Origin of the sequence: Chitinibacter sp. FCG-7, from assembly GCF_040047665.1 — a bacterium.
GTDB lineage: Bacteria > Pseudomonadota > Gammaproteobacteria > Burkholderiales > Chitinibacteraceae > Chitinibacter > Chitinibacter mangrovi.
This window is the reverse complement of the sequence record NZ_CP157355.1, coordinates 1,560,937-1,584,507: the sequence shown is the minus strand read 5'-3', so window position 1 is coordinate 1,584,507 and position 23,571 is coordinate 1,560,937. Positions and strand designations below refer to the sequence as shown.

23 protein-coding genes and 1 pseudogene are annotated in these 23,571 nt (G+C 58.4%); 19 read left to right on the top strand and 5 right to left on the bottom strand.

The window, feature by feature from the left end; translation table 11 throughout:
- Window positions 1-25 precede the first annotated feature (25 nt).
- A complete protein-coding gene (locus ABHF33_RS07560; RefSeq protein ID WP_348946382.1) occupies window positions 26-718 on the top strand; it encodes a M24 family metallopeptidase in 693 nt (230 codons plus the stop codon).
- Between the two features lie 17 nt (window positions 719-735).
- Here the strand turns inward: ABHF33_RS07560 and ABHF33_RS07555 are convergent, their stop codons facing one another.
- Window positions 736-1,233 carry a GNAT family N-acetyltransferase gene (locus ABHF33_RS07555; protein ID WP_348946381.1) on the bottom strand — a complete coding sequence of 166 codons (498 nt, stop codon included), beginning with the start codon at window positions 1,231-1,233 and terminating at the stop codon, window positions 736-738.
- 44 nt (window positions 1,234-1,277) lie between these two features.
- Window positions 1,278-2,168 (bottom strand): LysR family transcriptional regulator, encoded by an 891-nt coding sequence (locus ABHF33_RS07550; RefSeq protein ID WP_348946380.1) that lies wholly within the window; start codon window positions 2,166-2,168, stop codon window positions 1,278-1,280.
- 145 nt (window positions 2,169-2,313) lie between these two features.
- Here ABHF33_RS07550 and ABHF33_RS07545 point away from each other — a divergent pair, with 145 nt between their 5' ends.
- Window positions 2,314-3,180 (top strand): MBL fold metallo-hydrolase, encoded by an 867-nt coding sequence (locus ABHF33_RS07545; RefSeq protein ID WP_348946379.1) that lies wholly within the window; start codon window positions 2,314-2,316, stop codon window positions 3,178-3,180.
- Window positions 3,174-3,878 (top strand): DsbA family protein, encoded by a 705-nt coding sequence (locus ABHF33_RS07540; RefSeq protein WP_348946378.1) that lies wholly within the window; start codon window positions 3,174-3,176, stop codon window positions 3,876-3,878. Before ABHF33_RS07545 ends, ABHF33_RS07540 begins: the two co-directional genes overlap by 7 nt.
- Window positions 3,879-3,928: 50 nt before the next feature.
- Here the strand turns inward: ABHF33_RS07540 and ABHF33_RS07535 are convergent, their stop codons facing one another.
- Window positions 3,929-4,492, bottom strand: a complete 564-nt coding sequence (locus ABHF33_RS07535; protein WP_348946376.1) for a hypothetical protein — start codon at window positions 4,490-4,492, stop codon at window positions 3,929-3,931.
- Entirely contained in the window at window positions 4,476-7,172 is a 2,697-nt protein-coding gene (locus tag ABHF33_RS07530; protein ID WP_348946375.1) for a carbohydrate-binding protein, read from the bottom strand. The genes ABHF33_RS07535 and ABHF33_RS07530 overlap by 17 nt, the downstream gene beginning before the upstream one ends.
- A 238-nt stretch (window positions 7,173-7,410) precedes the next feature.
- Between ABHF33_RS07530 and ABHF33_RS07525 the strand changes: the two genes are divergently transcribed.
- Together ABHF33_RS07525 and ABHF33_RS07520 are read left to right on the top strand one after the other, a co-directional pair.
- Window positions 7,411-8,583 (top strand): AAA family ATPase, encoded by a 1,173-nt coding sequence (locus ABHF33_RS07525; protein ID WP_348946374.1) that lies wholly within the window; start codon window positions 7,411-7,413, stop codon window positions 8,581-8,583.
- Window positions 8,584-8,707: 124 nt separating this feature from the next.
- Complete coding sequence (locus tag ABHF33_RS07520; RefSeq protein ID WP_348946373.1) at window positions 8,708-9,424, top strand: EAL domain-containing protein; 717 nt, start codon at window positions 8,708-8,710, stop codon at window positions 9,422-9,424.
- A gap of 72 nt (window positions 9,425-9,496) precedes the next feature.
- Here ABHF33_RS07520 and ABHF33_RS07515 read toward each other — a convergent pair whose 3' ends face one another.
- Entirely contained in the window at window positions 9,497-10,174 is a 678-nt protein-coding gene (locus ABHF33_RS07515; RefSeq protein WP_348946372.1) for a hypothetical protein, read from the bottom strand.
- Window positions 10,175-10,331: 157 nt separating this feature from the next.
- Here ABHF33_RS07515 and ABHF33_RS07510 point away from each other — a divergent pair, with 157 nt between their 5' ends.
- The 14 genes and pseudogenes from ABHF33_RS07510 (at window position 10,332) to ABHF33_RS07445 (ending at window position 23,563) form a co-directional block, all read left to right on the top strand.
- Entirely contained in the window at window positions 10,332-10,883 is a 552-nt protein-coding gene (locus tag ABHF33_RS07510) for a glycine zipper 2TM domain-containing protein (RefSeq protein ID WP_348946371.1), read from the top strand.
- A gap of 97 nt (window positions 10,884-10,980) precedes the next feature.
- Window positions 10,981-11,220, top strand: coding sequence for a PepSY domain-containing protein (locus tag ABHF33_RS07505; RefSeq protein WP_157314993.1), 240 nt, complete (start codon window positions 10,981-10,983; stop codon window positions 11,218-11,220).
- An 18-nt stretch (window positions 11,221-11,238) separates the two neighbouring features.
- Window positions 11,239-11,931: a response regulator transcription factor gene (locus ABHF33_RS07500; protein ID WP_348946370.1), complete on the top strand. Its 693-nt coding sequence runs from the start codon at window positions 11,239-11,241 to the stop codon at window positions 11,929-11,931.
- Window positions 11,928-13,268, top strand: coding sequence for an ATP-binding protein (locus ABHF33_RS07495; protein ID WP_348946369.1), 1,341 nt, complete (start codon window positions 11,928-11,930; stop codon window positions 13,266-13,268). Before ABHF33_RS07500 ends, ABHF33_RS07495 begins: the two co-directional genes overlap by 4 nt.
- A 38-nt stretch (window positions 13,269-13,306) precedes the next feature.
- Window positions 13,307-13,648, top strand: a complete 342-nt coding sequence (locus tag ABHF33_RS07490; protein ID WP_348946368.1) for an FKBP-type peptidyl-prolyl cis-trans isomerase — start codon at window positions 13,307-13,309, stop codon at window positions 13,646-13,648.
- Window positions 13,649-13,803: 155 nt separating this feature from the next.
- On the top strand, window positions 13,804-14,781 hold the full coding sequence (locus ABHF33_RS07485) for a sulfite exporter TauE/SafE family protein (protein ID WP_348946367.1): 978 nt from the start codon (window positions 13,804-13,806) through the stop codon (window positions 14,779-14,781).
- Window positions 14,782-15,176: 395 nt separating this feature from the next.
- Window positions 15,177-16,120: pseudogene (locus tag ABHF33_RS07480) on the top strand (IS110 family transposase).
- A gap of 247 nt (window positions 16,121-16,367) precedes the next feature.
- Window positions 16,368-16,532: a hemin uptake protein HemP gene (hemP, locus tag ABHF33_RS07475; RefSeq protein ID WP_348946366.1), complete on the top strand. Its 165-nt coding sequence runs from the start codon at window positions 16,368-16,370 to the stop codon at window positions 16,530-16,532.
- Between the two features lie 147 nt (window positions 16,533-16,679).
- Window positions 16,680-18,848 (top strand): TonB-dependent hemoglobin/transferrin/lactoferrin family receptor, encoded by a 2,169-nt coding sequence (locus ABHF33_RS07470; RefSeq protein WP_348946365.1) that lies wholly within the window; start codon window positions 16,680-16,682, stop codon window positions 18,846-18,848.
- Window positions 18,849-19,346: 498 nt separating this feature from the next.
- A complete protein-coding gene (locus ABHF33_RS07465; protein WP_348946364.1) occupies window positions 19,347-20,417 on the top strand; it encodes a hemin-degrading factor in 1,071 nt (356 codons plus the stop codon).
- 73 nt (window positions 20,418-20,490) lie between these two features.
- On the top strand, window positions 20,491-21,342 hold the full coding sequence (locus tag ABHF33_RS07460; RefSeq protein WP_348946363.1) for a heme/hemin ABC transporter substrate-binding protein: 852 nt from the start codon (window positions 20,491-20,493) through the stop codon (window positions 21,340-21,342).
- Window positions 21,339-22,376 carry a FecCD family ABC transporter permease gene (locus ABHF33_RS07455; RefSeq protein WP_348946362.1) on the top strand — a complete coding sequence of 346 codons (1,038 nt, stop codon included), beginning with the start codon at window positions 21,339-21,341 and terminating at the stop codon, window positions 22,374-22,376. The genes ABHF33_RS07460 and ABHF33_RS07455 overlap by 4 nt, the downstream gene beginning before the upstream one ends.
- Window positions 22,373-23,185 (top strand): heme ABC transporter ATP-binding protein, encoded by an 813-nt coding sequence (locus ABHF33_RS07450; RefSeq protein ID WP_348946361.1) that lies wholly within the window; start codon window positions 22,373-22,375, stop codon window positions 23,183-23,185. The genes ABHF33_RS07455 and ABHF33_RS07450 overlap by 4 nt, the downstream gene beginning before the upstream one ends.
- Window positions 23,186-23,563 (top strand): VOC family protein, encoded by a 378-nt coding sequence (locus tag ABHF33_RS07445; RefSeq protein ID WP_348946360.1) that lies wholly within the window; start codon window positions 23,186-23,188, stop codon window positions 23,561-23,563.
- Window positions 23,564-23,571: the final 8 nt, after the last annotated feature.

Here is a 23,571-nt window from a genome sequence, read left to right as displayed (position 1 = left end):
ACTTTTCAATCTCTTGAGGTGAAATTTGGCTTTACTTCATGCCCATCGGGCAATTCAAAACATCGCCCGGCAAGTTCAAGATGCACTGGCCGGATTGATCACTGCTGACGATACCGAGGCCAGTATTGCCGCCAAAGCCAGCCAGCTTATGGCCTCTCACAATATACATACCACTTGGTATTACGATTGCCCGGCTTTTGTATTGCTTGGCAGCCGTAGCCAGCTCTCGATTTCTGGCCACGACTATCGCCCGGCGAGCGAGAAGGTGGGCGAATTTAACCTCGTTACCGTGGATTTAAGCCCGTCACTGGGCGAGGTGTGGGGCGATTGTGCGCGCTCTTTTTGCGTAGAAAATGGCCGCGTCAGCACTGAAGTAGCCTCGCCCATTTTTCAGCAAGGCATTTTGGCTGAACGCCAGCTGCATGCCGAGTTAATTGAATTTGCGCGGCCAGATATGAGCGGCGGCGAATTGTTCGACTGGGCCAATGCGCGGATTAAAGCGCTGGGTTTTTCTAATCTCGATTTTCTCGGCAATGTTGGCCACAGCATCGCCACGCGGCGAGAGGACCGATATTTTATCGAGCAAGGCCAGCAACAACGCTTGGGCGACATGCTGTGCTTCACCTTCGAGCCGCATATTGCTGCCGATGAGCGCTGGGGTTTTAAGCATGAAGAAATTTATGCTTTTGATGCTGAAGGGCGATTGAGCGCAATTTGAAATTGGGCTGATTGGCTTTAATACTGATTTTGCGTCAGCTTCAGCATCGATGCGCTCGGCAGCCTAAAACTCAATCTATCGGCAACCAACTCGCCACCGAGCTTACTGTAGAACTTTATCCCACGCTCGTTGGATGCTTTCACATGCCAATCCATGCGCCCGCAACCATTGGCTAGTGCGAACTGAGCAATCCAAGTGACTAACGCTTTTCCTGCGCCAGAGCCGCGATGAGCAGAGCGCACATAGAGTTCTTTTAATTGGCATTGTTTACGCTGCTCTGCAGCAGGTTCGACTAGCGAGTATTGCCAGAGAATGGCGGCAAATCCAATCACTGTCGAATGCTCACTCGCAACGATGAGTTGAATATTTGAGTCGCCTGCGAGCAAATTTTTGAGCAAATGATCATTGATTTCCGCGCGGCTTGCCGTTGGTGGATGGTTGTAAAAAGAGTGCAACTCAAACAGTAAATCCGTGAGTGACTCATACTGATCTGGTGTAACGGGATTGATAGTCATGTCTATTCTCTTGAATGCAAAGTTGTAGCTCATCCGCTTCGAGCTCACCAAGATTGCGCCGCAAACCGCTCCACCAAAAAATCCAGCAGCGCCCGTACTGCTGGCGATAAATGTCGCCGTGATGGATACAGCGCGTAGATGGTCATCGCGGGTACTTGCCAGTCGGGCAGCAGCGCGATGAGTTGTCCGTTGTCGAGGTAGGGTTGGGCCAGATACGTCGGTTGTAGCGCGATGCCGCCATCGGCGAGCGCAGCGTGCAGTAGCACGGTGGCTTCGTTGGCGCTAAAACGGCTGGAGACAGCGACTTGTTCGTGTTCGTCACCGCGCAGGAAAGACCAAATACTGCGGCCAAAGTTGGCGTAGCTTAGACACCTATGCTGGGTAAGTGCGGCTGGTGATTGCGGAATGCCGTTTTCCGATAGATACCCCGGCGAGGCGACCAGCACCGAATCGCAGCGCGCCAGCGGGCGGGCGATTAGCATTGGGTCGGGCTCGCTGCTGATGCGGATCGCTAGATCGATGCGTTCTTCGACCAGATTGACCGCGCGATCGCTCACATTCAAGTCGATTTTCAGTTGCGGGTGCTGCGCTAGGAAATCGCTAATCGCTGCGGCCAGATGCGCAAAGCCGAACGACATGCTGGCGGTAAGGCGCAACTGCCCGCGCAGCTCGCCGTCGTGCCGCAGCGTTTCTTCTTCGATATTGTCCATCAGCGCGAGCATTTGCTGGCTGCGGCGTAGGCAGCTTTCACCGGCGTCGGTGAGCGTGACTTTGCGCGTGGTGCGTTGCAATAGCCGAGCATCGAGCCATGTTTCAAGTTCGCCAATATAGCGGGTGACCATCGCGCGCGACATCTCGAGTTTGTCGGCCGTGGCGCTAAAACTGCCGCTGGCGGCGACTTCGCAAAACACCTTCATCGCGGTGAGTCTGTCCATCGCCAAACCTCTATTTGTTCGAATATTGCAATAATCATGCGCAGTTTAGCGCATTTATCTGGTCGATTGTTGCAACTAAACTAGCGTCAGTTTCAATTCACCACGGCAGCCCAGATGAGGCGCCAACTAATTTAGGAGCAAAACCATGATCCGCACTACTCTACTCGCCGCCTCTTTCGCATTGGTTTTTGGCGCAGCGCAAGCCGAAACCGCCCCATTGCAAATCAAGGTGTATAACGCCGATGGCGCGAGCTTTCATGTCAATTCAACGCTGATTCATGGCGACAAAGAAGCGCTGGTGATCGACGCTGGCTTTACCCGCGCCGACGCGCTGCGCATCGCGGCCAATGTGCTCGATAGCGGCAAAGAACTCAAAACGATTTTCGTTAGCCAAGCCGACCCAGATTACTATTTCGGCGTAGAAACGCTGCAAGAATTTTTCCCGAACGCGCAAGTGCTGGCTACTCCAGCCGTGCTGGAAAAGATCAAGGCCAAAGTCGATGCCAAAGTGGCATTCTGGGGCCCGAAAATGGGCGCGAATGCCCCGAAAAAACCCGTGTTGCCTGTAGCCTTGAGCAGCAATGCCTTGAGCGTTGACGGCCAGAAAGTCGAAATCCGTGGCACCAGCGGCATCTTGGCGCATCGTCCGTATGTGTGGATTCCATCGATCAAAACCATTACCGGCAATGTCGGTGTTCTGAATGGCCTGCACGTTTGGACTGCCGATACGCAAAGCGTCGCCGAGCGCAAAGCGTGGATCGCGCAGCTCGATGAAATGGCGGCATTGAAACCCGCTGTCGTTGTGCCTGGCCATATGCAAGCTGGCGCGAAAATGGACATCAGCGCGATTGATTACACCAAGGCGTATTTGCAGACGTTTGAGCAAAACTTGGGCAAGGCGAAAACCGGTGCCGAGCTGATCGACAGTATGAAAGCGGCCTATCCGCAAGCGGGTTTGGGCATTGCGCTCGATATCGGCGCCAAAGTGAATAAAGGTGAAATGAAATGGTAAACACCAGCAATCAAAGCAAGCTGCACTATGTGTTCGACCCATTGTGCGGCTGGTGCTACGCCGCGGCTCCGCTGATCCACGCCGCGGCGCAACTGCAAGGCTTGGAAGTGGCCTTGCATCCGGGTGGCATGATGAGCGGGGCCAACCGCCAAACGGTGAGCCCAGCGCTGCGCAACTATGTGATGCCACACGATCAGCGCATTGCCGAGCTGACCGGCCAGCCGTTTGGTGACGGCTACTTTAATGGCTTGTTGCTCGACACCAGCGCCGTGTTCGATTCAACCCCGCCAACGCTGGCGATCTTGGCCGCACAGGCTTTGGGCTTTGATGGCTTGGCGATGCTGGGCAAGATCCAGCATGCGCACTATGCGAAAGGTTTGCGCATCAGCGATGGCACGGTGTTGCTGCAATTGGCTAGCGAGCTGGGGATTGATAGCGCTAGTTTTCTGGCACAGCTCGATGTGCAGGCGCAACAGATCGAACAGCGCTTTGCTACAACGCGCAAGCTAATGCAACAGCACGGCCTGCGCGGCTTCCCATCGCTGCTGCTGGAGCATGATGGGCAGCTACAGCGCATCGACATCTCGCCATTTCTGGGCCAGGCCGATGCCTTTGTACAATCCCTGCAAGCGCACGGCATTACAGCGCAAGCTGGCGGGACAGACGCACTATGCACGCCGCAGGGGTGTGCGATTTAATGAAAAAACGCCGGTTTGAACCGGCGTTTTTTGCGTTGGCTGAGACCGACTCAGCGGCAGTCTTTGGCGCGGGTGTTCCAGTAGGCGATGTCGAATTGGGCTTCGCTATCGCTGGTTTCAGCGGCGGGGAGGCGGACGTCGAGCAGGCGCAGGCATTCGCGCCAGCCGTTTTTTACGCCCAGATCGTCATCAGCGGGCAGCGTTTGCAGTTGGCCCTGACCGTTGGAGAGCTGCACGCGCTCGGCTTGCCAGACCAGCTGGCGGCCAGCAGCTAGCGTTGCGCCGCCAGTCAGATTGCTGGCCAGCAGCCAGCTTTGCGCGCCCTGCGTGAGTGTGAGCCAGCTTTGCGGGCCAGCCGGATGGGCGCGGCGCTCGAAGTGCAGCTGCGCCGCCTGACGCGGCAGGCGCGGCGTTGCGCCCAGGCCGCGAATTTGCACACTCTGGCCTTGCAGCGTGAGGCTGTAGCTATCGTCGGCCTGCGCTTTGACACGCGTTTTACCACTCAAGCTTTGCCCAACCGGCAGGCTGCTTTCCAGTTGCAGCGGTGCGGCCAGCAGCGATGTAGCACTCAGGGCGACTAAGGCCAATAGCGCGGATTTAATCAAATTGGGCATATGGAGAAGCCTTTCTTAATTCATGGAAAAACTCGGGACGCGGTGGTTTTTCTTCCGAGTGCTCGAATTGATCGTGCATAAAGGCACGCGATTTTTTCGCCTGCTTGCGCTCCGAATTGATACTGCGCAGCATGGCAGCGCCAGCGCTACCCTGGCTGGTGCGCGCAAAGCGCAGGCTGATATTGCCCCAGTCATCATAGTCCTGCAGATAGCCCAGCACACCGTCACCATTCACATCCAGCGCATAGGCGCTGCTGTTCAGGGCCTTGCTGTTATTCCAGTCGGCGTACACGCCGCTATCGGCACCCCGGCCAATGCTGGCGGCTTCCAGCAGGCTGTTCTCGTTCAGGCGCTCGCTGCTGCCGTCCGAGTAGTCGATGCGGAAAGTGCTGCTACACGCGCTGCCTTCCAGCGAACACGTCGACAAGCTGTTGTAGCCTTTGTCCAGATAGTAGCGCTGCACCGGGCCAATGCTGGTGGCGCGATCGCCCAGACCTTGCAGCTGGTACAGGTAGTTCATGATGCTGTAGTAGTTGGGCTTGTCATTGGTGTTTTCAAAGCCGCCATGGCGCAGGCCAAGATTGTGCCCCAGCTCGTGCATGATGGTGCCAGCCTGATAGTTGATCAGGCGATAACGGTTGCTGGCGGTATTGCTGTTCAAGCCCCATTTGCCCAGCGACACAATAAAGTCATTGCCGCCGATTTCCGCCACGCCGGACGAACCTGAGCTACCGTCGGCATTGCGGCTGCTGGCCATCAGCAGGTAATGGAACACCTGTCGGCGGCGCAAATCCATGCTGGCCGCTTTGTAATCGGCCAGCCGGCTGCAGCCACTGGCCGGGTTCAGATCGACACACGCGGCAAAAGCTACCATTTTGCCGCCACCCAGATTGAAGTTGGCAGGGCTAAAGCTGGCTGTGTACATACTGCCGACGTCAAACAGAATGTCGATATTGCGGCGGGCAAAGGCGTCGACCACGGCTTGCAGCGCTTCGCGTTGCGGCTTGACGCCCTCATCGGTGGTTTGCATGGTATCAACATGGATGAGCAAAGTCGGACGACCTGCGCGCGCGCCCATGCTGTATAAATCCAAGCCCGCATACGTGCCGCCCGGCACTTTGGCGCTGCTCGGGATGCCGTCGCCGTCTTCATCGGTGACGCCGCTCGGTACATCATTACGCCCACCGGGCGTTGAGAAAGCCACATTCTGCCAATCTGCAGCAGTATTGCTGTCTATGCCTTGCAAATAGGGGCGTACCAGCGCATACCCATAGCTGGCACTCAGGGCTGGTGCATTGCTGCCGCTCCACTGGCCTGCGCTCAATGGCTGATCGCTGCTGCTGCCAAAACGGACAAAATCAACGGTCTGGCCGTTGCGCACCAGCTCGATTGCGCCGCTGGCGCTGGTCCAGCGCGGATAATTGCTGGTTTGCCCCAGATAGACAATCTGGCTGGTATTGGTCAGCCCGGTGGCGCTATTGCGTGCAGCAACCGCCAGCAGGCCTTCGGCAGGCAGCGTGATCGCGCCCAGCGGGTATTCGCTGACCACACCGGCGTTGTTGCGGATGCGCAGTTTGACGTCAGAGAGATTCACGCTGCTGGCGCTGCCATTGCGAATCTCGAACCAGCTGCCGCTGCCATTCGGGTCGCTGGCGATTTCATTAATCACCAGACCGAGTGACGGCGCTGCGCTGGCTTGCGGGGTGGCGGTCGGTGTCGGCGTTACTGCTGGTGTTGCAGTTGGGACCGCTGTCGGAGTTGCTGTCGGAGTCAGAGTCGGCTTAGCGGTCGCGACAGGGCTGGCCGTTGGCGTCGCGCTTGGTTTAATGGTCGGTGTGGCGCTCGGAACGGCCGTTGGGACAGCAGTCGGTGCAGGGGTATTGCTCACTGGTGTTGCTGTTGCTGGGCTTGCGCCACATACCCCCAGATCAAGCCAGGGTTTACCCGAGCCGGTATTGGTATCGGGTGGATTGCCTTGCGTCCACCATTGCGCCTGATAATTGCGGCCGTTATAAGTTACTTTATCGCCGCCCACATACGCCTTGCTGCTCAACCAGGCGGCAAAGCAGCTGCTGGCAGGCGTTGGTGCAGCCGTCGCAATCGCTGTTGGAGCCGGGCTCACCGTAGGTGCGCTGGTCGGTGCCGCGCTGGGTTTTGCCGTTGGTGCAAGAGTAGGAGCTAGGGTAGGCGCTGCGGTCGGCACGGGGGTATTGCTCGCTGGCGCCGCTGTTGCTGCGCTGCCACCACATACCCCTAGGTCTTTCCAGACACCCCATTCGCCAGTCGTGCCGGGCGTATCACCCTTGGTCCACCATTTGGCTTCATAGGTACGCCCGTTGTAGCTCACCTGATTGCCCGTGGTATACGTGGCGCTGCTCGCCCAGCTGGCCGGGCAGGCAGTAGCGCCCGCCGTGCTAACCGTACCGGACGTGCTGCTTGCGCTGCCAGCGCCGGATTTCACCAGCGTCCACAATGAAGGAGCCTGCTGCGGGTTCCAGCCTGCGCCCATCAGCGCTTCATGCTTGACCCGCGCCTGATAGCGCAAACCCTGATAGCTGACTTCTTCGCCCGCCTGGTATTGGCGGCCTTCCTGCCACGGCTGGGCCGCCCAGAGCGTGCTGCTGAACAAGGCCATGCACAACAGGCTGCCGGTGTGCGAACGTAGTGTATTTTTGCGCATATCGTCTCCATTATTTTTTTATGCGCGGCCATGCTACTACAGAAATGACGCCTGAATTTCGCGGCACCGATAATTGGCGACTATCTGTGTGAATCACGTCATAGCTTTCTTGTAAATTACTATTTACTAATAAGCCGGCAATATTCTGCTCAGCAAACCGTGGTCTTTCTGCCATGCAAAAGCACGGCAGATCGCTTATGCTGGGCGGCTGTTTGACTGCACCTGAAGCGGACTTTGCATGCTCAATACCGTTGCCATCGCCAACTATCGCTCCTTGCGCGAGCTGATTATTCCGCTGGGCCAGATCAATGTGATTACCGGCGCCAATGGCTCGGGTAAATCCAGCCTGTACCGCGCCTTGCGTCTGCTGGCCGAGAGCGCGCAAGGGCGGCTGGTGGCCAGCCTCGCGCAGGAAGGCGGCTTTTCATCCACCCTGTGGGCCGGGCCGGAAACGATTAGCCGCGCCATGCAGCGGGGCGATGTGCCGATTCAGGGCACCACGCGGCAGGACGCCATTGCGCTCAAGCTGGGCTTTGCCGCCGATGATTTTGGCTACGCGATTGATCTGGGCCTGCCAACGCCCGATTCGACGTCGATGTTTGGCGGCGACCCGCACATCAAGCGCGAATCCATCTGGGCCGGGCCCATCCTGCGCGAGTCGGCCTTGCTGGCCGAACGGGATCGCAGCCTGTGCAAGGTGCGCACTGGCGACCATGGCCGCGATTGGCAAATTCTCAGCCGCCATGTTCCGGCCTACGACAGCCTGTTTAGCCATTGCGCCGATCCGCTACGCGCGCCCGAAGTATTGGCGCTGCGCGAGCGCATGCGCGCCTGGCGCTTTTACGACCATTTGCGCAGCGATGCACAGGCTCCGGCGCGGCAGGCACAAATCGGCACTTACACGCCGATTCTGGCGCACGATGGCGCTGATCTGGCCGCCGCACTGCAAACCATCCGCGAGCTGGGCCGGGGCGACGAGCTGGACACGGCCATTGCCGATGCTTTCCCTGGCGCAAGGGTCGAGATCATCGTTGAACATTCGCGATTTAGCGTACAAATGTGGCAATCCGGCCTGCTACGCCCGCTGGCCGCCGCCGAGTTGTCCGATGGCACGCTGCGCTATTTATTGCTGGTAGCCGCCCTGCTCAGCCCGCGCCCGCCCGAATTGCTGGTTCTGAACGAGCCGGAAACCAGCCTGCACCCCGATCTGCTGCCCGCACTGGCCAGGCTGATCGGCGCAGCCGCGCAGCATAGCCAGATCATTGTGGTGAGCCACGCGGCACGGCTGGTCACTGCGCTGGGCCGCTTGCGCGAAGCGCAGGTGTTGCCACTGGAAAAAACGTTGGGCGCTACGCAGCTGCTCGACCAGACTCCGCTGGAGCGCCCGGCCTGGCACTGGCCTAGCCGCTAGCGACGACTGCCAGCTGCGCTAGGTTTGATATTGATCACAGGCCTGCCGCCTAGGCAGCAAAAACAGTAGGGTGACAGGCGCTTCATTGCTACAATAACGAGAATTGTTCTCAATATAAAAGCCAATGAATCATTTATCTGCCAGCCTCTTGCTGGATGTACTGGGGCGGCAACGTTTCGGGGTGGAATACCAGCCCCTGCTCAAGCCCGCCACCGGCGAAGTGGTCGCCTACGAGGCGCTGGCCCGCTTTTACGATCAATCCGGCCAGACTTTGCGCACCGATCATGTGTTTCACGCCTTGCACGATAGCCCGCTGACACTGTTTCAGGTGGAGTACCAGATGAAACAGTTGCAGATTGAGCAAGCCCCGGCGGGGACGCTGTTTCTGAATCTGGACCCCGATGCCTACACTGTGGCCGAAACGCCTGCGCAGGCCAATCCTCTGCTTGATCTGATCGGCCAGCGGGCCGATGTGGTGCTGGAAATCATTGAAAACAGCGATTTGTCCGATGCGCGGCAAAGTGCGCGGATGGCCGATGCATTCTCGCAACGACAAATCCGGCTGGCGCTGGACGATATTGGCGCGCCGCATTCCATGCTGTCGTTACCGCTACTGATCCAGGTAGATTGCCTGAAATTTGACCGCAGCTGGTTTGCGCAGCTCGATTGCCCGCTCTACCACGCCGCGCTGGTCAGCCTGATTGCCTACGCCCGCGAGACCGGCAAACAGACCGTGATGGAAGGGGTTGAAAATGAGGCCCAGCTGGCTAAAGCACGCGCGCTGGGCGTTGATCTGGTGCAGGGTTTTCTGTATCGGCCGCTGTTCAAATCAGCAGGCTGAGCCAAGCCGGATGGCCTGTCGACAATTCAATCTGGGCTACAAGGGTATAGCCTTGCAGCCCAATACCAGCGATTACTTGCTGGCAATACCCTTGCTGGTTTTCTCGATCAGCTGATTAACTTCAGCCGGGCGATAAAGCGCTTCGCCGGGGCTGGCAAAGGTTTTAAGCTGGCCATCACGAATCAGGCCCACTTCCAGCTTGCGGTTTTCGGCGTCGATCAACAACCACGCGCTATCGTTTTTGCCCGCTTGCGGCTTATTGCCCAGCACATACAGTACGCGGTCAAATTGCAGCGAGCCGGGTGCGCTCATCTGGCTGAGGAACCAGGTTAGATCACTGCCGAGCAGGCGTTTGAGCTCGGGCATAATCGGGCTCACTTCGGTCAGCAGGCCAATATCATTGGGAAAACGCCCTTTGTACTGCACCAGCTGCAGCCAGTCGCCATCGGCTTTGAGCACCTGCTGCACCAGCTGGACGGTCTGGGATTTAGCCGCGCTAGCCAGCTGGCTGGCGTCCAGCCCCAGCGGCTGCAAGACTTCATTGGCTTCGTTGGCCACCTGATCAATCACGCCATCGGTTTGGCGTTTGACTTCTTCACCCACAATGCCCGCCACCGACGAGGCCACATTCTGCCCCAGCTGCGAGGCCTGATCACACGCGCTCAGCGTGCCGACCAGCAAAATAGCGGGCAATAGCAGCCCGAATTGACGGCGTTTTGGCGGGTTTAGGGCCTGGCTTTCATGCTTCATTATCGCTCGCTCCGGTAAAGGTTTTTGTATAGATCATGCCCTGCGTCCGAAGTTCCGGCGCAGAGTTTTCATCGCTGTACGCTGGTTCAGCTTTGATTCAGCCAGCAAGGCGCATGCTGCAGGCATCAACTCAAGCAAGGCCACAGGAGTACACATCATGCGTCAATTGACTCTTACCGTATTGGGATTCACCTTGTTGACCGGCAGCGCCTGGGCTGGCCATCAGGACTGGGATTACGGCGGCAAGAATGCCCGCGCCCAGCGCGACACCGCCATTATCCGCAGCGTAACACCGCAGTACGAGCAGGTATCGCGCCCACGGCAAGAATGCTATTCGGAATGGGTGAGCGATAACGCGCCAAATAATGGCGCATATCCGGTAACTGGCACGGTGATCGGCGGCGTTGCCGGTGGTATCTTGGGGCATCAAGTGGGCAAAGGCAGTGGCCGTGATGTCGCCACCGTGGCAGGCACGCTGATTGGTGCCATGGTCGGTAATCATCTGGCCAGCACCAACCAGCCGCCAGCCGAGCGCGTCCAGCGCGAAGTACAGCGCTGCCGCCAGGTGAATGATTACACGCAACAAGTGCGCGATTATCGGGTAGATTACGAATATCGTTCACGGATTTACTCAACCACCACGCAGCGCTACCCCGGCAAACCGGGCGAGCGGATTCCGGTGCGGGTCAGCGTAGAGCTGGATGACTAGGCTCTGTTGATGCAGCGATCTGTCACTAGTGAGCGGGGTCGTAGGTCTGTCGCAGTGCTTGCAGGTACAATAAAGGTAGCTGAAAAGGAAAACTGAAATGAAATCACTGATCAAAGTCATGATTGTCGCGCTGTGCATCGCTTCAGGCTCAGCCTACGCCGCCGTCAGCCGTGACGACGCCGCGGCGCTGGCACAGAAAAAAACCAATGGCGGCAAAGTGCTGAATGTTGAAAAATTTGTCGATGGCGACAAATCGGTCTGGCGCGTCAAAGTACTCACCAGCGGCGGCGATGTGCGCGCGGTGTTTGTTGACGAAGCCAGCGGCGCAGTGCGCTAAACCGGCCAGCGCCAGCCGATGCGTTTACTGCTGATCGAAGACGAAGCAGCGCTGCGCGAGCCATTGGCGCGGCAGCTGGTGGCCGAGGGCTATCGCGTCGATACCGCCAGCGACGGTGCAGATGGCCTGTATCAGGCTTGCGAGTATCCGTTTGATTTGTTGATCGTCGATCTGGGGCTGCCCAAGCTCAACGGCGTCGAGCTCATCAAGCGCGTTCGCGCCGCCGGGCATGATATGCCCATTCTGATTTTGACCGCACGCGCCAACTGGCAGGACAAAGTGGCGGGTCTGGAAGCGGGTGCCGACGATTACCTGACCAAACCGTTTGAATACCCCGAGCTGGCCGCCCGCGTGATGGCGCTCTTGCGCCGCGCGATCAAGGCGCAGCCCGACGGGCTTGATCTGGGCGCGTTCCGGATTGATCTGGCCCGGCAGGAAGTACGGCGACAGGATGCAAACGGCTCCAGCGACGTGATCGAGCTGACCGCCTACGAATACCGCCTGCTTGAATATCTGCTGCAACAGCGCCCGAATGTGGTCAGCAAGCAGGCACTGAGCGACTATCTTTATCCGCATGACGACGACCGCGATAGCAATGTGATCGAAGTGCTGATTGGTCGCATCCGGCGCAAACTCGACCCCGATGGCCAGCTGGGCCTGATCGAAACCCTGCGTGGCCGTGGCTATCGCCTGAATGTGAATCACGAATGAACTACTCGATCCGCACCCGCCTGCATCTCGGCGCCAGCATCGTCATGCTGACTTTTTTCTGCCTAGCCGGGCTGGCTGTGCAAAACGTCTACTCCGAACATCTGCGCCAAAGCCATTACGCCCGGCTGCAAAGCACGGTGTATATGCTGATTGCGATTACCGAGCTGGGCACACAAGGGCAGCTGCAATTGCCCGCTGGCATTGGCGAGCCGCAGCTGGCGGTGCCCTCTTCCGGCCTGTATGCCCAGATTGATAACCCGGAACGGCAAGAGCGCTGGCAGTCACCATCGTCCATCCAGATTGGCGAGTTTCCTGCGCCTGCACTGAGCACCGGGCAATGGCAGCAGCAAGAGATCACGCACCATGGCCAGCAATATCTATCGACCGCTTATCAGGTGCGCTGGGTAATTGGTATGGAGGGCGCGGGGCAAAAAGCGCAAACGCTGCGTTTTATCGTCCTTGAAGACACGCAACGTTTTTCCGCGCAGCTGGGACGCTTTCAAACCGCGCTTTGGGGCTGGCTGGGCGCAGCAGCGCTGTGTCTGTTGCTGGCGCAAGCTTTGCTGCTGCGCTGGGGTTTGCTGCCACTGCAAAAGCTCGAACGCGAGCTGGCCGCCATCGAGCAGGGCGAACAAACTCAGGTAGCAGGCAGCTACCCACGCGAAATCGCCCCGCTGGCCGCGCGCCTGAATCGGCTGGTCGAGCAGGAACATGCCCGCCAGCAGCGCTACCGCGAAGCGCTGGGCGACTTGGCGCACAGCCTGAAAACCCCGCTGGCCATCCTGCGTGCCGACGTTAGCGACGAGGAATTGCGCAGCCATGTTAAAGAGCAAGTCAGCCGCATGGATCATATTGTCCAGCACCAGCTCAGCCGCGCTGCACTGCGCGGCGAAGCCACGCTGGCCGCGCCGCTCGCGCTCAAACCCGTGGCCGAGCGGCTGATTGCCACCATGCAGAAAGTCCACGCCGCACGCCAGCTGCAATTTACGCTGATTTGCGCCGACGAACTGCAATGGCCGCTGGATGAAGGCGACGCCTTTGAAATTATCGGCAATGTGCTTGATAACGCGGGCAAATGGGCCAGAAGCGAAGTGCAGCTCCAGCTGAGTGCCAGCCGCAGCGAGCTGAAAATCAGCGTTGCCGACGATGGAGCCGGTTTTGTCGACACCACGGCACCGCTGCAACGCGGCATCCGGCTCGACGAGCGCGTAGCAGGCCACGGCATTGGCCTGTCGGTGGTGGCCGACATTGTGCAGGCCTATCAGGGGCGTATCGAGCTGGGGCGCAGCGCGCTGGGCGGTGCCAGCGTGACGCTGCTGCTGCCCGATCCGCGTTAAAATCGTCGCTGCACTCAATCCTGAACAGAACTCCTGCCATGAACACAGAACTGATTATCGAAGACCTCATCGTTGGCGACGGAAAAGAAGCCGTCCGTGGCGCACTGATTACCACGCATTACACCGGCACGCTGGAAGACGGCACCGTATTTGATTCATCCATCGCCAAGGGCAAGCCATTTCAGTGCGTGATCGGCACTGGCCGCGTGATCAAGGGCTGGGATCAGGGCATTATGGGGATGAAGGTCGGCGGCAAACGCAAGCTCTTCGTTCCCGCTCATCTGGCCTACGGCGAGCGCCAGATCGGCGCGCACATCAAACCCAACTCCAACTTGCTGTTTGAAATCGAATTGCTCGAAGTTTTAACGCGGGACGATTAATCTCCACCGTCGCGGCTGGACATTTTCATATTCGCGGCCGCAGTACGAGGCCAGAGGTTATTAGCTCTTTTTGGCATATAAAATTAACCAAATAGACTATATAAAACTAAACCATTCACCCTATACTCGCGCTCAAATCAATCCGAGAGCGCAGCATGAAAATCCGTCACCCTGACCTGAGCGATAGCCCCGAAAATCTGGAGCATCAGGCCATTGGCCTGCCGCCGCTGGATACCGCCATAGGCAGCGAGCGCAAGCTATGGCAGCGCAAGCGCTATCTGGGCTTGGCCTTGCTGGTGTTGATCACCGCGATTGGCTTTTATCTGCAGAACATCGAGCTACCCGCCGAGCAGCGCATTATGAGCGGCATTGAAAAGGTGCTGTATTCACCGGCTTTCTGGTCGGCGGTGGCGGTGGGCTTTGCCGCGCAAGCGATTGATGGCGCGCTGGGCATGGCGTACGGCATTAGCTCGAATACCTTTCTAATCGGCGTGGGCGCCAGCCCGGCGTCGGCTTCGGCGGCAGTGCATGTGGCCGAGGTGTTTACCACTGGCTTTTCCGGCCTGTCGCATCTGAAATTTGGCAATATTGATAAAGCACTGTTCAAGCGGTTGGTGATTCCCGGCGTGATCGGTGGCGTAACCGGCGCGTTTATCCTGACCAGTATTGATGGCAAGCTGATCAAGCCATATATCGCCGCGTATTTACTGCTGATGGGTCTGTATATCCTGCGCAAAGCCTGGCTGGCGACGCACCCGAAACCACATTCCAACGAGATTAAACACGTCCGGCCACTGGCTTTGCTTGGCGGTTTTGTCGATGCCGTAGGCGGTGGTGGCTGGGGGCCGGTGGTCACGTCAACGCTGGTGGGCCGTGGCAACGATCCACGCAAGACCATAGGCTCGGTGAACGCGGCCGAATTCTTTATCGCGTTTTCAACCGCGGGCGCGTTTTTGCTGTGGGCGCAAATGGAGCACTGGGTATTGGTCGCTGGCCTGATTGTCGGCGGCTTGTTTGCCGCGCCTTTCGCCGCATGGCTGTGCCACAAGCTCAATGCCCGCACCCTGCTCTGGCTGGTAGGCAGCCTGATCAGCGCCTTGAGTGTTTACAATCTGGTTCAGTCTCTGACATAAATGCCCAAGCATGGGGATTGACCACCCCCGGCAATAGAAATGGGGTATTGCTCTGTAGCTATTTCTATAAAAGATCTGCAGAGCAATACCCCTGATAGTCAGTCATTCTCAATATTGCGAATTTCTGTAGGGTAGGCGGTTTTATGCCGTAACCCACCCTTGTATTATGTTTTTTCGGTGGATGAATCTAAATCATCCCGCAATCAAGAGGTAGGACAGTTCTTGGTAGGCATACCAAGATCGAGCAACTGGATGCTGTGCCCACCCTTTGGTCTTGAGCCAGTTACGTAGAGTTTTGCAGCAGTTGCTCACCCTCCAGTACAGATCAGACAGTATCTTTGGCCCGGCTTGCCGGTAGCCCGCATTCACAAGGAAGATCACCAGAGGTTGTTGTTATGCAGCAGTTACATTTAGGCATCGACGTCGCTAAAGCCAAATTAGATTGCGCTTTGCGCCTTGCCGATGGCAAACATCGTAATAAAGTCATCGAAAATAATCCCGCCGGTTTCAAGGTGTTGGTCGCTTGGCTGGATAAGCTTTCGGCCACCAACGTCCATGTTTGCATGGAGGCTACCGGCGTGTATTGGGAGGCCGTCGCCGAGCATTTGACCGAACAAGGCCTGCTCGTCAGTGTCATCAACCCCAGCCAGATTAAAGCCTTTGGTGCGTCGCGCTTGGTACGCACCAAGACCGATAAAGTCGATGCCCAGCTGATCGCCGAGTTTTGTTTTGAGCGCCGTCCGCCAGCTAAAGAACCTTGCGTGCCATGGTGTTACGTCTGGATGCCTTGCAAGCAATGCGCACCCAAGAGAGCAATCGGCTGGAAGTGGCGCGAGAAGCAGTTGCCGCTGGTATCGCCAGTCACATTGAATGGCTGGACACCGAAATCAAGGCGTTGATTCGTTTAATTAATGAGCATATGGATAACGATCCCGACCTGACAAACAAGCGCGAGCTACTCGATAGTGTGCCCGGCTTGGGCGAACGCACGATTGCCATACTGCTGTCCTTTTATGCTGATTTGGACCGTTTTGATAATGCGCGGCAAGCCGTGGCTTTCGCAGGGCTTGATCCGCGCCAGCACGAATCGGGCAGTAGCGTGAAGGGTAAACCACGGCTGTCGAAAATCGGCCATGCTTTTTTGCGTAAAGCCTTGTACATGCCCGCGATGGTGACGCTGTATAAAACGACGTGGGGCCAGCAGTTCCGCGCCCGCCTTGCGGCCTCAGGAAAAGCGCCCAAACTGATTATTGGCGCCATGATGCGTAAGTTGGTGCATGTCGCCTTTGGCGTACTGCGATCAGGAAAATCTTTTGATCCGACACTGCATGGCGCTTGACGCGAAATAACAGTATCTACGCGTGATCAACACAAAATCTGAACATGACCTCTATTTATTCTGGCGTTCTGAGCCGTGCTAGCTAATTAATAATTACTTAATTATTGGCATTAAATTTCCATTTTCTTGCGTGAAATTGAATTTAAAAGAGTGGATATTGCAGGCTTTTTCGCCGTTCGTCGAGGTGCTGCTGGCGCTGCTGCGGTGTTGGTTGTAAATGAGAATCATTGTTGTTATTATCCGATCCATGAACACGCATAAACCATCTGCTTCAGCGGCCGCAACCGTCTCCCGGCCTGTGGTGCAAAGTCAGCAATTGCTGGGCGGTCAGCGCCAGATTGTGATTGAGCACCATGGTGAACGGTATGTATTGCGCGAAACCAGTCAGGGCAAGCTGATCCTGACCAAATAAGTTTCAGACCCTTGCGCTTCTGAACTGTTTGCCATTTAAACCGGCTCCCCGAGCCATTTCAAACCCCTGCAAGCCAGCCAGTCCCGCCTTTTTGGTGTGGTAGCCAGCCGCAAGTTGCCGATGCGCTTTAGCGCAGGCAGCACCGCCATGACTACAAGGACTGGAATGAAAGCCGTACCGCATTATCTCGCCCTGACCCTGCTCGCTAGCGCGATGCACAACCTGTACGCCGCCGAGGCCAGCATTGCCGATGCGCTATTGCCCACCATTGTGGTGACGGCTACCCGTAGCGAGGCCGAGCTGGGCAGCTTGCCGCCGTCGGTGAGCGCCATCCGCCGCGAGCAGATGGATCAGCAGTTTGTCAGCGATTACACCGATCTGGGCAAAGGCGAGCCGGATATCAGTATCAGCCGTCATCCGCGCTATGGTTTGTCGAGTGTGAATATCCGTGGCCTGGAGAGCAACCGGGTGTTGATGATGGTCGATGGCATCCGTCTGGCCGATACCTTCAGCTTTGGCCCATACCAGAATAATGGCCGCGATACCGTTGATTTTGGCGCTTTGCAGGCGATTGAAATTGTCCGTGGGCCAGCGTCGTCCTTGTATGGCTCGGATGCGCTGGGTGGTGTGGTCGGCTTGCGCACGCTCGAGCCGCTGGATTTTCTGCAAGGCCGTGGTCGTTTTGCCAGCCAGATCGGGCTTGATTACGACAGCAGCGATAAAAGCACCGGCGCACGCGCCACCGTAGCGGGCGCGGCAGGGCAGAGTACATTCTGGCTGCTGCAAGCCGGAGGCCGCGAAGGTAGCGAGCTGGATAACAAAGGCGAGAACGATAGCCGCAGCAATTTGCGCACCCGCGCTAACCCGCAAGACAGCAGCAGCCGCAGCGCGCTGGCCAAAGTGCGTACCTTGCTCAATGGCGGGCATACGCTGGGCTTGACCGCTGATTATTTCCGCCGCGATCTCGACGCCGAGCTTTATACCGATCTGGGCGACCCGATGCTGCCCACCGTGCGCGCCAGCCGCTCCGAAGACCAGACCCGCCGCTGGCGTATTTCCGGCGAATACGATTATGCCGCCGAGCAGCCTGGTGGCGTGCTCGACAGCGCCAGCGTGCGCGTTTACACGCAGCAGCAGGACAGCCAGCAGGCTACATTCCAGACGCGCACCAATGCGCCCAACTGGAGCCGTATTTCCGAGTATTCGCAAGATCAGCTGGGCCTGAGCACGCAGCTGGGCAAGCAATGGCAAAGCGGTTCGGTGGCGCATCATCTGCTGGCGGGCTTTGAGATCAGCCGCTCCGAGCTGACGCAATTCCGCAGCGGCACACCGCTCAATGCCACGCTGAATGTGCGCGATTTACCGCTCACCACCACCACGCAGTGGGGCGTTTTTGTGCAGGACGGGCTCGCTCTCGGTCAGAGCGGCTTCACGCTCACGCCCGGTTTGCGCTACGACAGCTACGATCTGCAACCCGACAATGACGCCGCTTTTATCAAACAGGGCGGCAAGTCGGTCAGCCTGAGCGATGGCAAATTGTCGCCCAAGCTCGCCGCCCGCTGGCAAGTGGCCGACAAGCTCAGTTTCTTTGCCCAGTACAGCCAGGGCTTTCGGGCGCCGAACCCGATGGAGCTGAACGGCAGCTATGTCTCGCCAATGGGCTACGCCGCCGTGGCCAATCCGGCTTTGAAACCAGAAACCAGCCGTGGTTTTGAAGTGGGCACCCGTCTGGGTGACGAGCAGCTTGGTGCCAGCCTCACGGTGTATGACAACCATTACCGCAATTTTATCGAGCAAGTCACGATTGCTTGCCCAGGCAGCGCGCAATGTCTGCCGGGCATGTCGCTGGTGTATCAATCGCAAAACCAGTCCCGCGTCGAGATTTACGGGCTTGAAGCCCGTGCGCAGTGGGCGTTTGCACTCGGCTGGCGCAGCTGGGCCAATCTGGCCTGGGCGCGTGGCAGCAATAGCGATAGTGGTGCCGCGCTCGATAGCGTGGCGCCGCTCAAAGCCCAGCTGGGGCTGACATTTGCCAGCAGCAACTGGGGCAGCTCGCTGATGCTCACCGCGGCAGGCCGCCACGACAAAGTGTCGCAAGCGACGTATTTCAAAGCACCGGGCTATGGCGTGCTCGATCTGACCAGCTGGTGGGAGCCAGTGAAAGATCTGCGCTTGAACGCCGGCATTTTCAATCTGGGCGACAAGAAATACTGGCTCTCCAGCGACGTAGTGGGCGTGCCCGCCAGTAGCAAAATCATCGATCGCTATAGCCAGCCAGGCATCAATGCCCGCCTGAGCGTGAACTGGAAATACTAAGAGCGATGGGCTCAATACGTGTTGGGCATGCTTAATCAATCAATCTTTGTCGTTCTCCCTTTCGATGGGGTGCTGTTTTTAATAGATGTTGATCCGAGCCTTGCAGGTGGGTCTAGGGCTTGAAATCCCCTGTCGCCCATCGCCGAGGGAGTGGAGCGAGACAAACAGCTTTACCGTTTGGCTCGCGACCGACCGAGGGAAGCCCGGAGGGCCGCAGGCGGGGGGCGCCTTTCTTTGCTTACTTTCTTTGGGAACGGAGTTACATAACATCCCAAAGAAAGTAAGTCCCCGTCGCGGATTGCGACTGTAAAACATCGCGCCGAAGGCGCTAAAAACGATCAACACAAATAGAGAGCATTGCCTTCGAATTGCCTTCGATGAGGGGGCACAAATACGAAAACTTGTGCAAATACTTATGCCGACAAGCCGCGGCACTTTTTCATCAACAACAGCCTGTGCGATATCGCAGGCTGTTGCAACACCAAGCAAGGACAAACCATGAACGCAATCAATCATGCCGAGCAGCGCCAGCATCTGCACGCGGCTTATCAGGCTTTATGTGCTGAATCTCCCAAACTGCGCGCCCGCGAAGTGGCGCGCCGCCTGCAGGTGAGCGAGGCCGAGCTGGTTGCTGCGCAGTGTGGCGTGAGCAGCGTGCAGCTGACGGGGACGCCGCAGGAATTATTCCGCGCCCTGCCAGGCTTTGGCCGCGTAATGGTGCTGACGCGCAATGATTTTTGCGTGCATGAGCGCCACGGCGAGTACGAAGAAGTCGAAGCCGAAAAAGCCATCGGGCTGGTTTTGGGCAAAGACATCGACTTGCGGCTGTTTTTTAATTACTGGCGCAGCGCCTTTGCCGTGATCGAGGGCGAGCGTCGCAGTATTCAGTTTTTCGCCGCCGACGGCGTAGCAGTTCATAAGGTATATCTCACTGAGTCAAGTAATACAAGCTATTGGGAGCAATACCTGGCGCAGTATCAGGCGGACGAGATTGCACCGCTGGCGCTCGAGTCTTATCCGGCCGACACCGCAGCGCGCCACGCTGCCGATCCGCAAGCGCTGCGCGAAGCGTGGCTGGCCTTGACTGACACGCATGGCTTTTTCCCGCTGTTGCGCCGTGCGAATGTACAACGCTTGGGCGCACTCGAAGCCGCCGGTAGCGATCTGGCGCAAGTGGTTGCCGCCGATGCGGTTGAAACCATGTTGAACGCCGCCGCCGAACAGCAACTGCCCATCATGTGCTTTGTCAGCAGCCGTGGCGTGGTGCAGATTCATTCAGGCACGGTCAGCAAGCTGCTGCGCACCGGCCCTTGGTTCAATGTGCTCGACGCCGATTTCAACCTGCACCTGGATACCGCCGCCGTGGCCAGCAGCTGGGTTGTCAATAAGCCGACCAGCGATGGCTGGGTGACCTCGCTGGAGCTGTACGCGGCCAATGACGAGCTGATCGTGCAATTCTTTGGCGTGCGCAAACCGGGCATTCCGGAAGACAAAGCCTGGCGCGCCTTGATGGAAAGCCTATGCACCACGCCGCTGGCCAGCGTGTGCCCGGCGCTGCAGGCCGAATAAAAGCGTAGGGTGTGCAAGCTGCAAGCTTGCGCACCGAATATTCCCTTCTCATTTATTTCACCGTGGAACTACCGTGAGAATATTGTTAACCGCAGTCTTTATGCTGCTATCGCACTGGGCCAATGCGGCTGCGCCGCAGCGCGTTGTCGTGCTTGGCGGTGCTTTGACCGAGATTGTGTATGCCTTTGACGCGCAAAGCCGTCTGGTTGGCGTTGATCAGTCCAGCGTTTATCCGGCAGCGACGGCCAGTATTCCGAAAGTGGGTTACTACCGTAGCTTTTCGGTTGAAGGCGTGCTCTCGCTCAAGCCTGATCTGATTCTGGCCAGCGATCAGGCCGGGCCGCCCGAAGCAATTGCGCAGCTGCGCAGCCTGGGCAAGCGCGTGGTGGTACTGTCGAGCGCGGCAACGCTGGATGCGCTGGAGCAAAGAATCTACGGCGTGGCGGGGGCTTTGCAGCTGCGCGATGATGGTCGCGCCAAGGTGGCGCAATTGCGCGCACAGTTGAAACTGCTGGCCAACAAGCCCGCAGCAGCGCGCCCGAATGCGCTGGTGCTGTTTAGCCGTGGCGGCGCGCCCGAAGGCGCGGGGCGCGAGACGGCGGCCGATGCCACGGTGCGGCTGGCGGGCTTTCATAATGTGCTGGCTGGGCAAAAAGGCTACAAACCCTTGTCGCTGGAGGGCATTGCGCTGCTCAAGCCGCAGTATCTGATCACCACCACCATGTCGGTGGCTGCGCTGGGCGGAATGGAGAAAGTGCTGGCCTTGCCGGGCGTAGCCACCACGCCAGCAGTGCGTCAGGGCAAGGTGCTGGTGCTGGATGATTTGCTGCTGCTCGGCTTTGGCCCGCGCCTGCCGGAGGCGATTGCCCAGCTGCAGCGCGCGCCGCGTCCAGCGCGGGTCAGCCAGTTGGGGCGTGGGCAATGAGTGGCGCTACGCTGACGCTGGCTTCGCCCGGCTTGCGCCTGCTCACGCCGCTGCGCGCCGTGCTGGTGCTTGCGCTGGTGCTGCTGGTTTTGCTGCTCTTGTCGCTGAGTCAAGGTGCTGTGGGTATTCCTCTGCAGGCAATGCCACAATTGGTCTTTGGCGAGATACCTGCTGACAATCTGGAAATGCAATTGTGGCAGTCGGTGTTGCTTGAGGTGCGTTTGCCCCGTGCGCTGTTTGCCATTCTGGCTGGCGGTGTGCTGGCGCTGACTGGTGTGCTGGCGCAGGCGCTGTTTCGCAATCCGCTGGCCGAGCCTGCGCTGGTGGGCATGGTGTCCGGCGGTGCGCTGGGCGCGGTGGGGGTGATTGTGCTGGGTGGTGGCAGCTTTTTACTGCTCGCCCCGGCGGCGTTTATCGGCAGCCTGATTACGACGGTGTGTGCGTATCACCTGGGTCGCCGTTATCCCGGTGTGGCCGGTTTGCTGCTGGCCGGTGTGGCAATCAATGCGATCTGTTTTAGCCTGATCGGGCTGTTTACTTATCTGGCCGACGATACGCAATTGCGTACGCTGACTTTCTGGAATATGGGCTCGCTCGCCGGCGCGCGCTGGTCGCTGCTGGCGTGGCTTGCGCCGTGGTTGCTGGGTTTGTCGCTGCTGGCCCTGCGTTACTGGCGTGGGCTCAATGCCTTGCTGCTGGGTGAGCGCGAAGCGCTGCATCTGGGTTTTCCGATCAAGGCGCTGCGCCGCCAGCTGATTGTGCTGATGGCGCTGCTGGTGGGGCCACTGGTGGCGGCGACGGGAGGGATTGGCTTTATTGGTCTGGTGGTGCCGCATCTGGTGCGTATGGTGCTGGGCGCTGATCATCGCAGCCTGCTGCCCGCAGCCATCCTCGGCGGCGCTTGCGCATTGCTGGCGGCCGATTGGCTGGCTCGCATCGTGGTGATGCCCGCCGAGCTGCCGATTGGCATTGTAACCAGCCTGATTGGCGGGCCGTTTTTTCTGTACTTGCTACTGAAAGGGCGGCCGGTATGAATACCAATGATCACACAAGGCATGGCTTGGCGCTCGACAGCGTGAGCCTGAGCCGACGCAATAAGCTGATTCTGGATCGCATCAGCTGTCAGCTGTATCCGGGCGAAGTGCTGGGTATTCTGGGCGCGAATGGCGCGGGTAAATCAACGCTGCTTAATTTGCTCTCTGGCGAGCTGCCAGCGGATGCGGGTCAGGTGCTGCTCGATGGCGTGCCGATTAGCAGCATGAAGGTCGGCGCGCTGGCTCGTCGCCGCACCGTGCTGCCGCAGCAAGCCGCTCTGGCGTTTAATCTGGCAGTGCGCGAAGTCGTTGCGATGGGCGCTTATCCTTTTCCCGAGTTAGCGGAACGCGACGTGGCCAGCGCCATCAAGGCTGCGCTGCAACGCGCCGAGGTGGCGCATCTGGCCGAGCGCCGCTACCCCGAATTATCCGGCGGCGAGCAGCAGCGCGTGCAATTTGCCCGTGTACTGGTGCAGGCGCTGATCGCGCGAAATCCCGGTGAAGCGCGGTATTTATTGCTCGACGAACCCACGGCCAGCCTCGATCCGCGCCATCAGCACAGCTTGCTGGGCGCAGCGGCCATGCTGGCGAAACAGGAGCAGCTGGGCGTGGCCGTGGTCTTGCATGATGTCAATCTGGCCGCTACCTATTGCACCCGTATCGTGCTGCTGGCCGCAGGGCAGTTGATTGCGCAGGGCATACCTGCCGAGGTATTGCAAAGCGGCTATTTGCGGCAAACTTATCAGCTGGATAGTCAGGTGATTGTCCACCCCCAACACCCGGAGCGGCCATTGGTGCTGTTTGCTTGAATGATGAAAAGTCTGGAACTGTGTACGTTTATCCCCGCGCAAGATTACGAACTGTGTTTGCAGTTTTATCAGGCGCTGGGTTTTGAGCTGGTTTTTCGCAGCGACGAGCTGGCGCGCTTGCAGCACGGCGACTGCGCCTTCTTTCTGCAAAACTATTACGTTGCCGACTGGGCCAGCAACAGCATGCAGCATTTGCTGGTCGAGCACATTGCGCCGTGGTGGGAAAGGGCGCAAGCGCTGGCCATGCAGTACGGCGTACGGCTGGTGCCACCGCAAGATCAGCCGTGGGGGCAGCGTGATTTTGTGCTGATCGACCCCAGCGGCGTGTTATGGCGGATCGCCGAAAATCTGCGCGGTGAGCGCTGGCCTGCACATTAAGGCCGGAA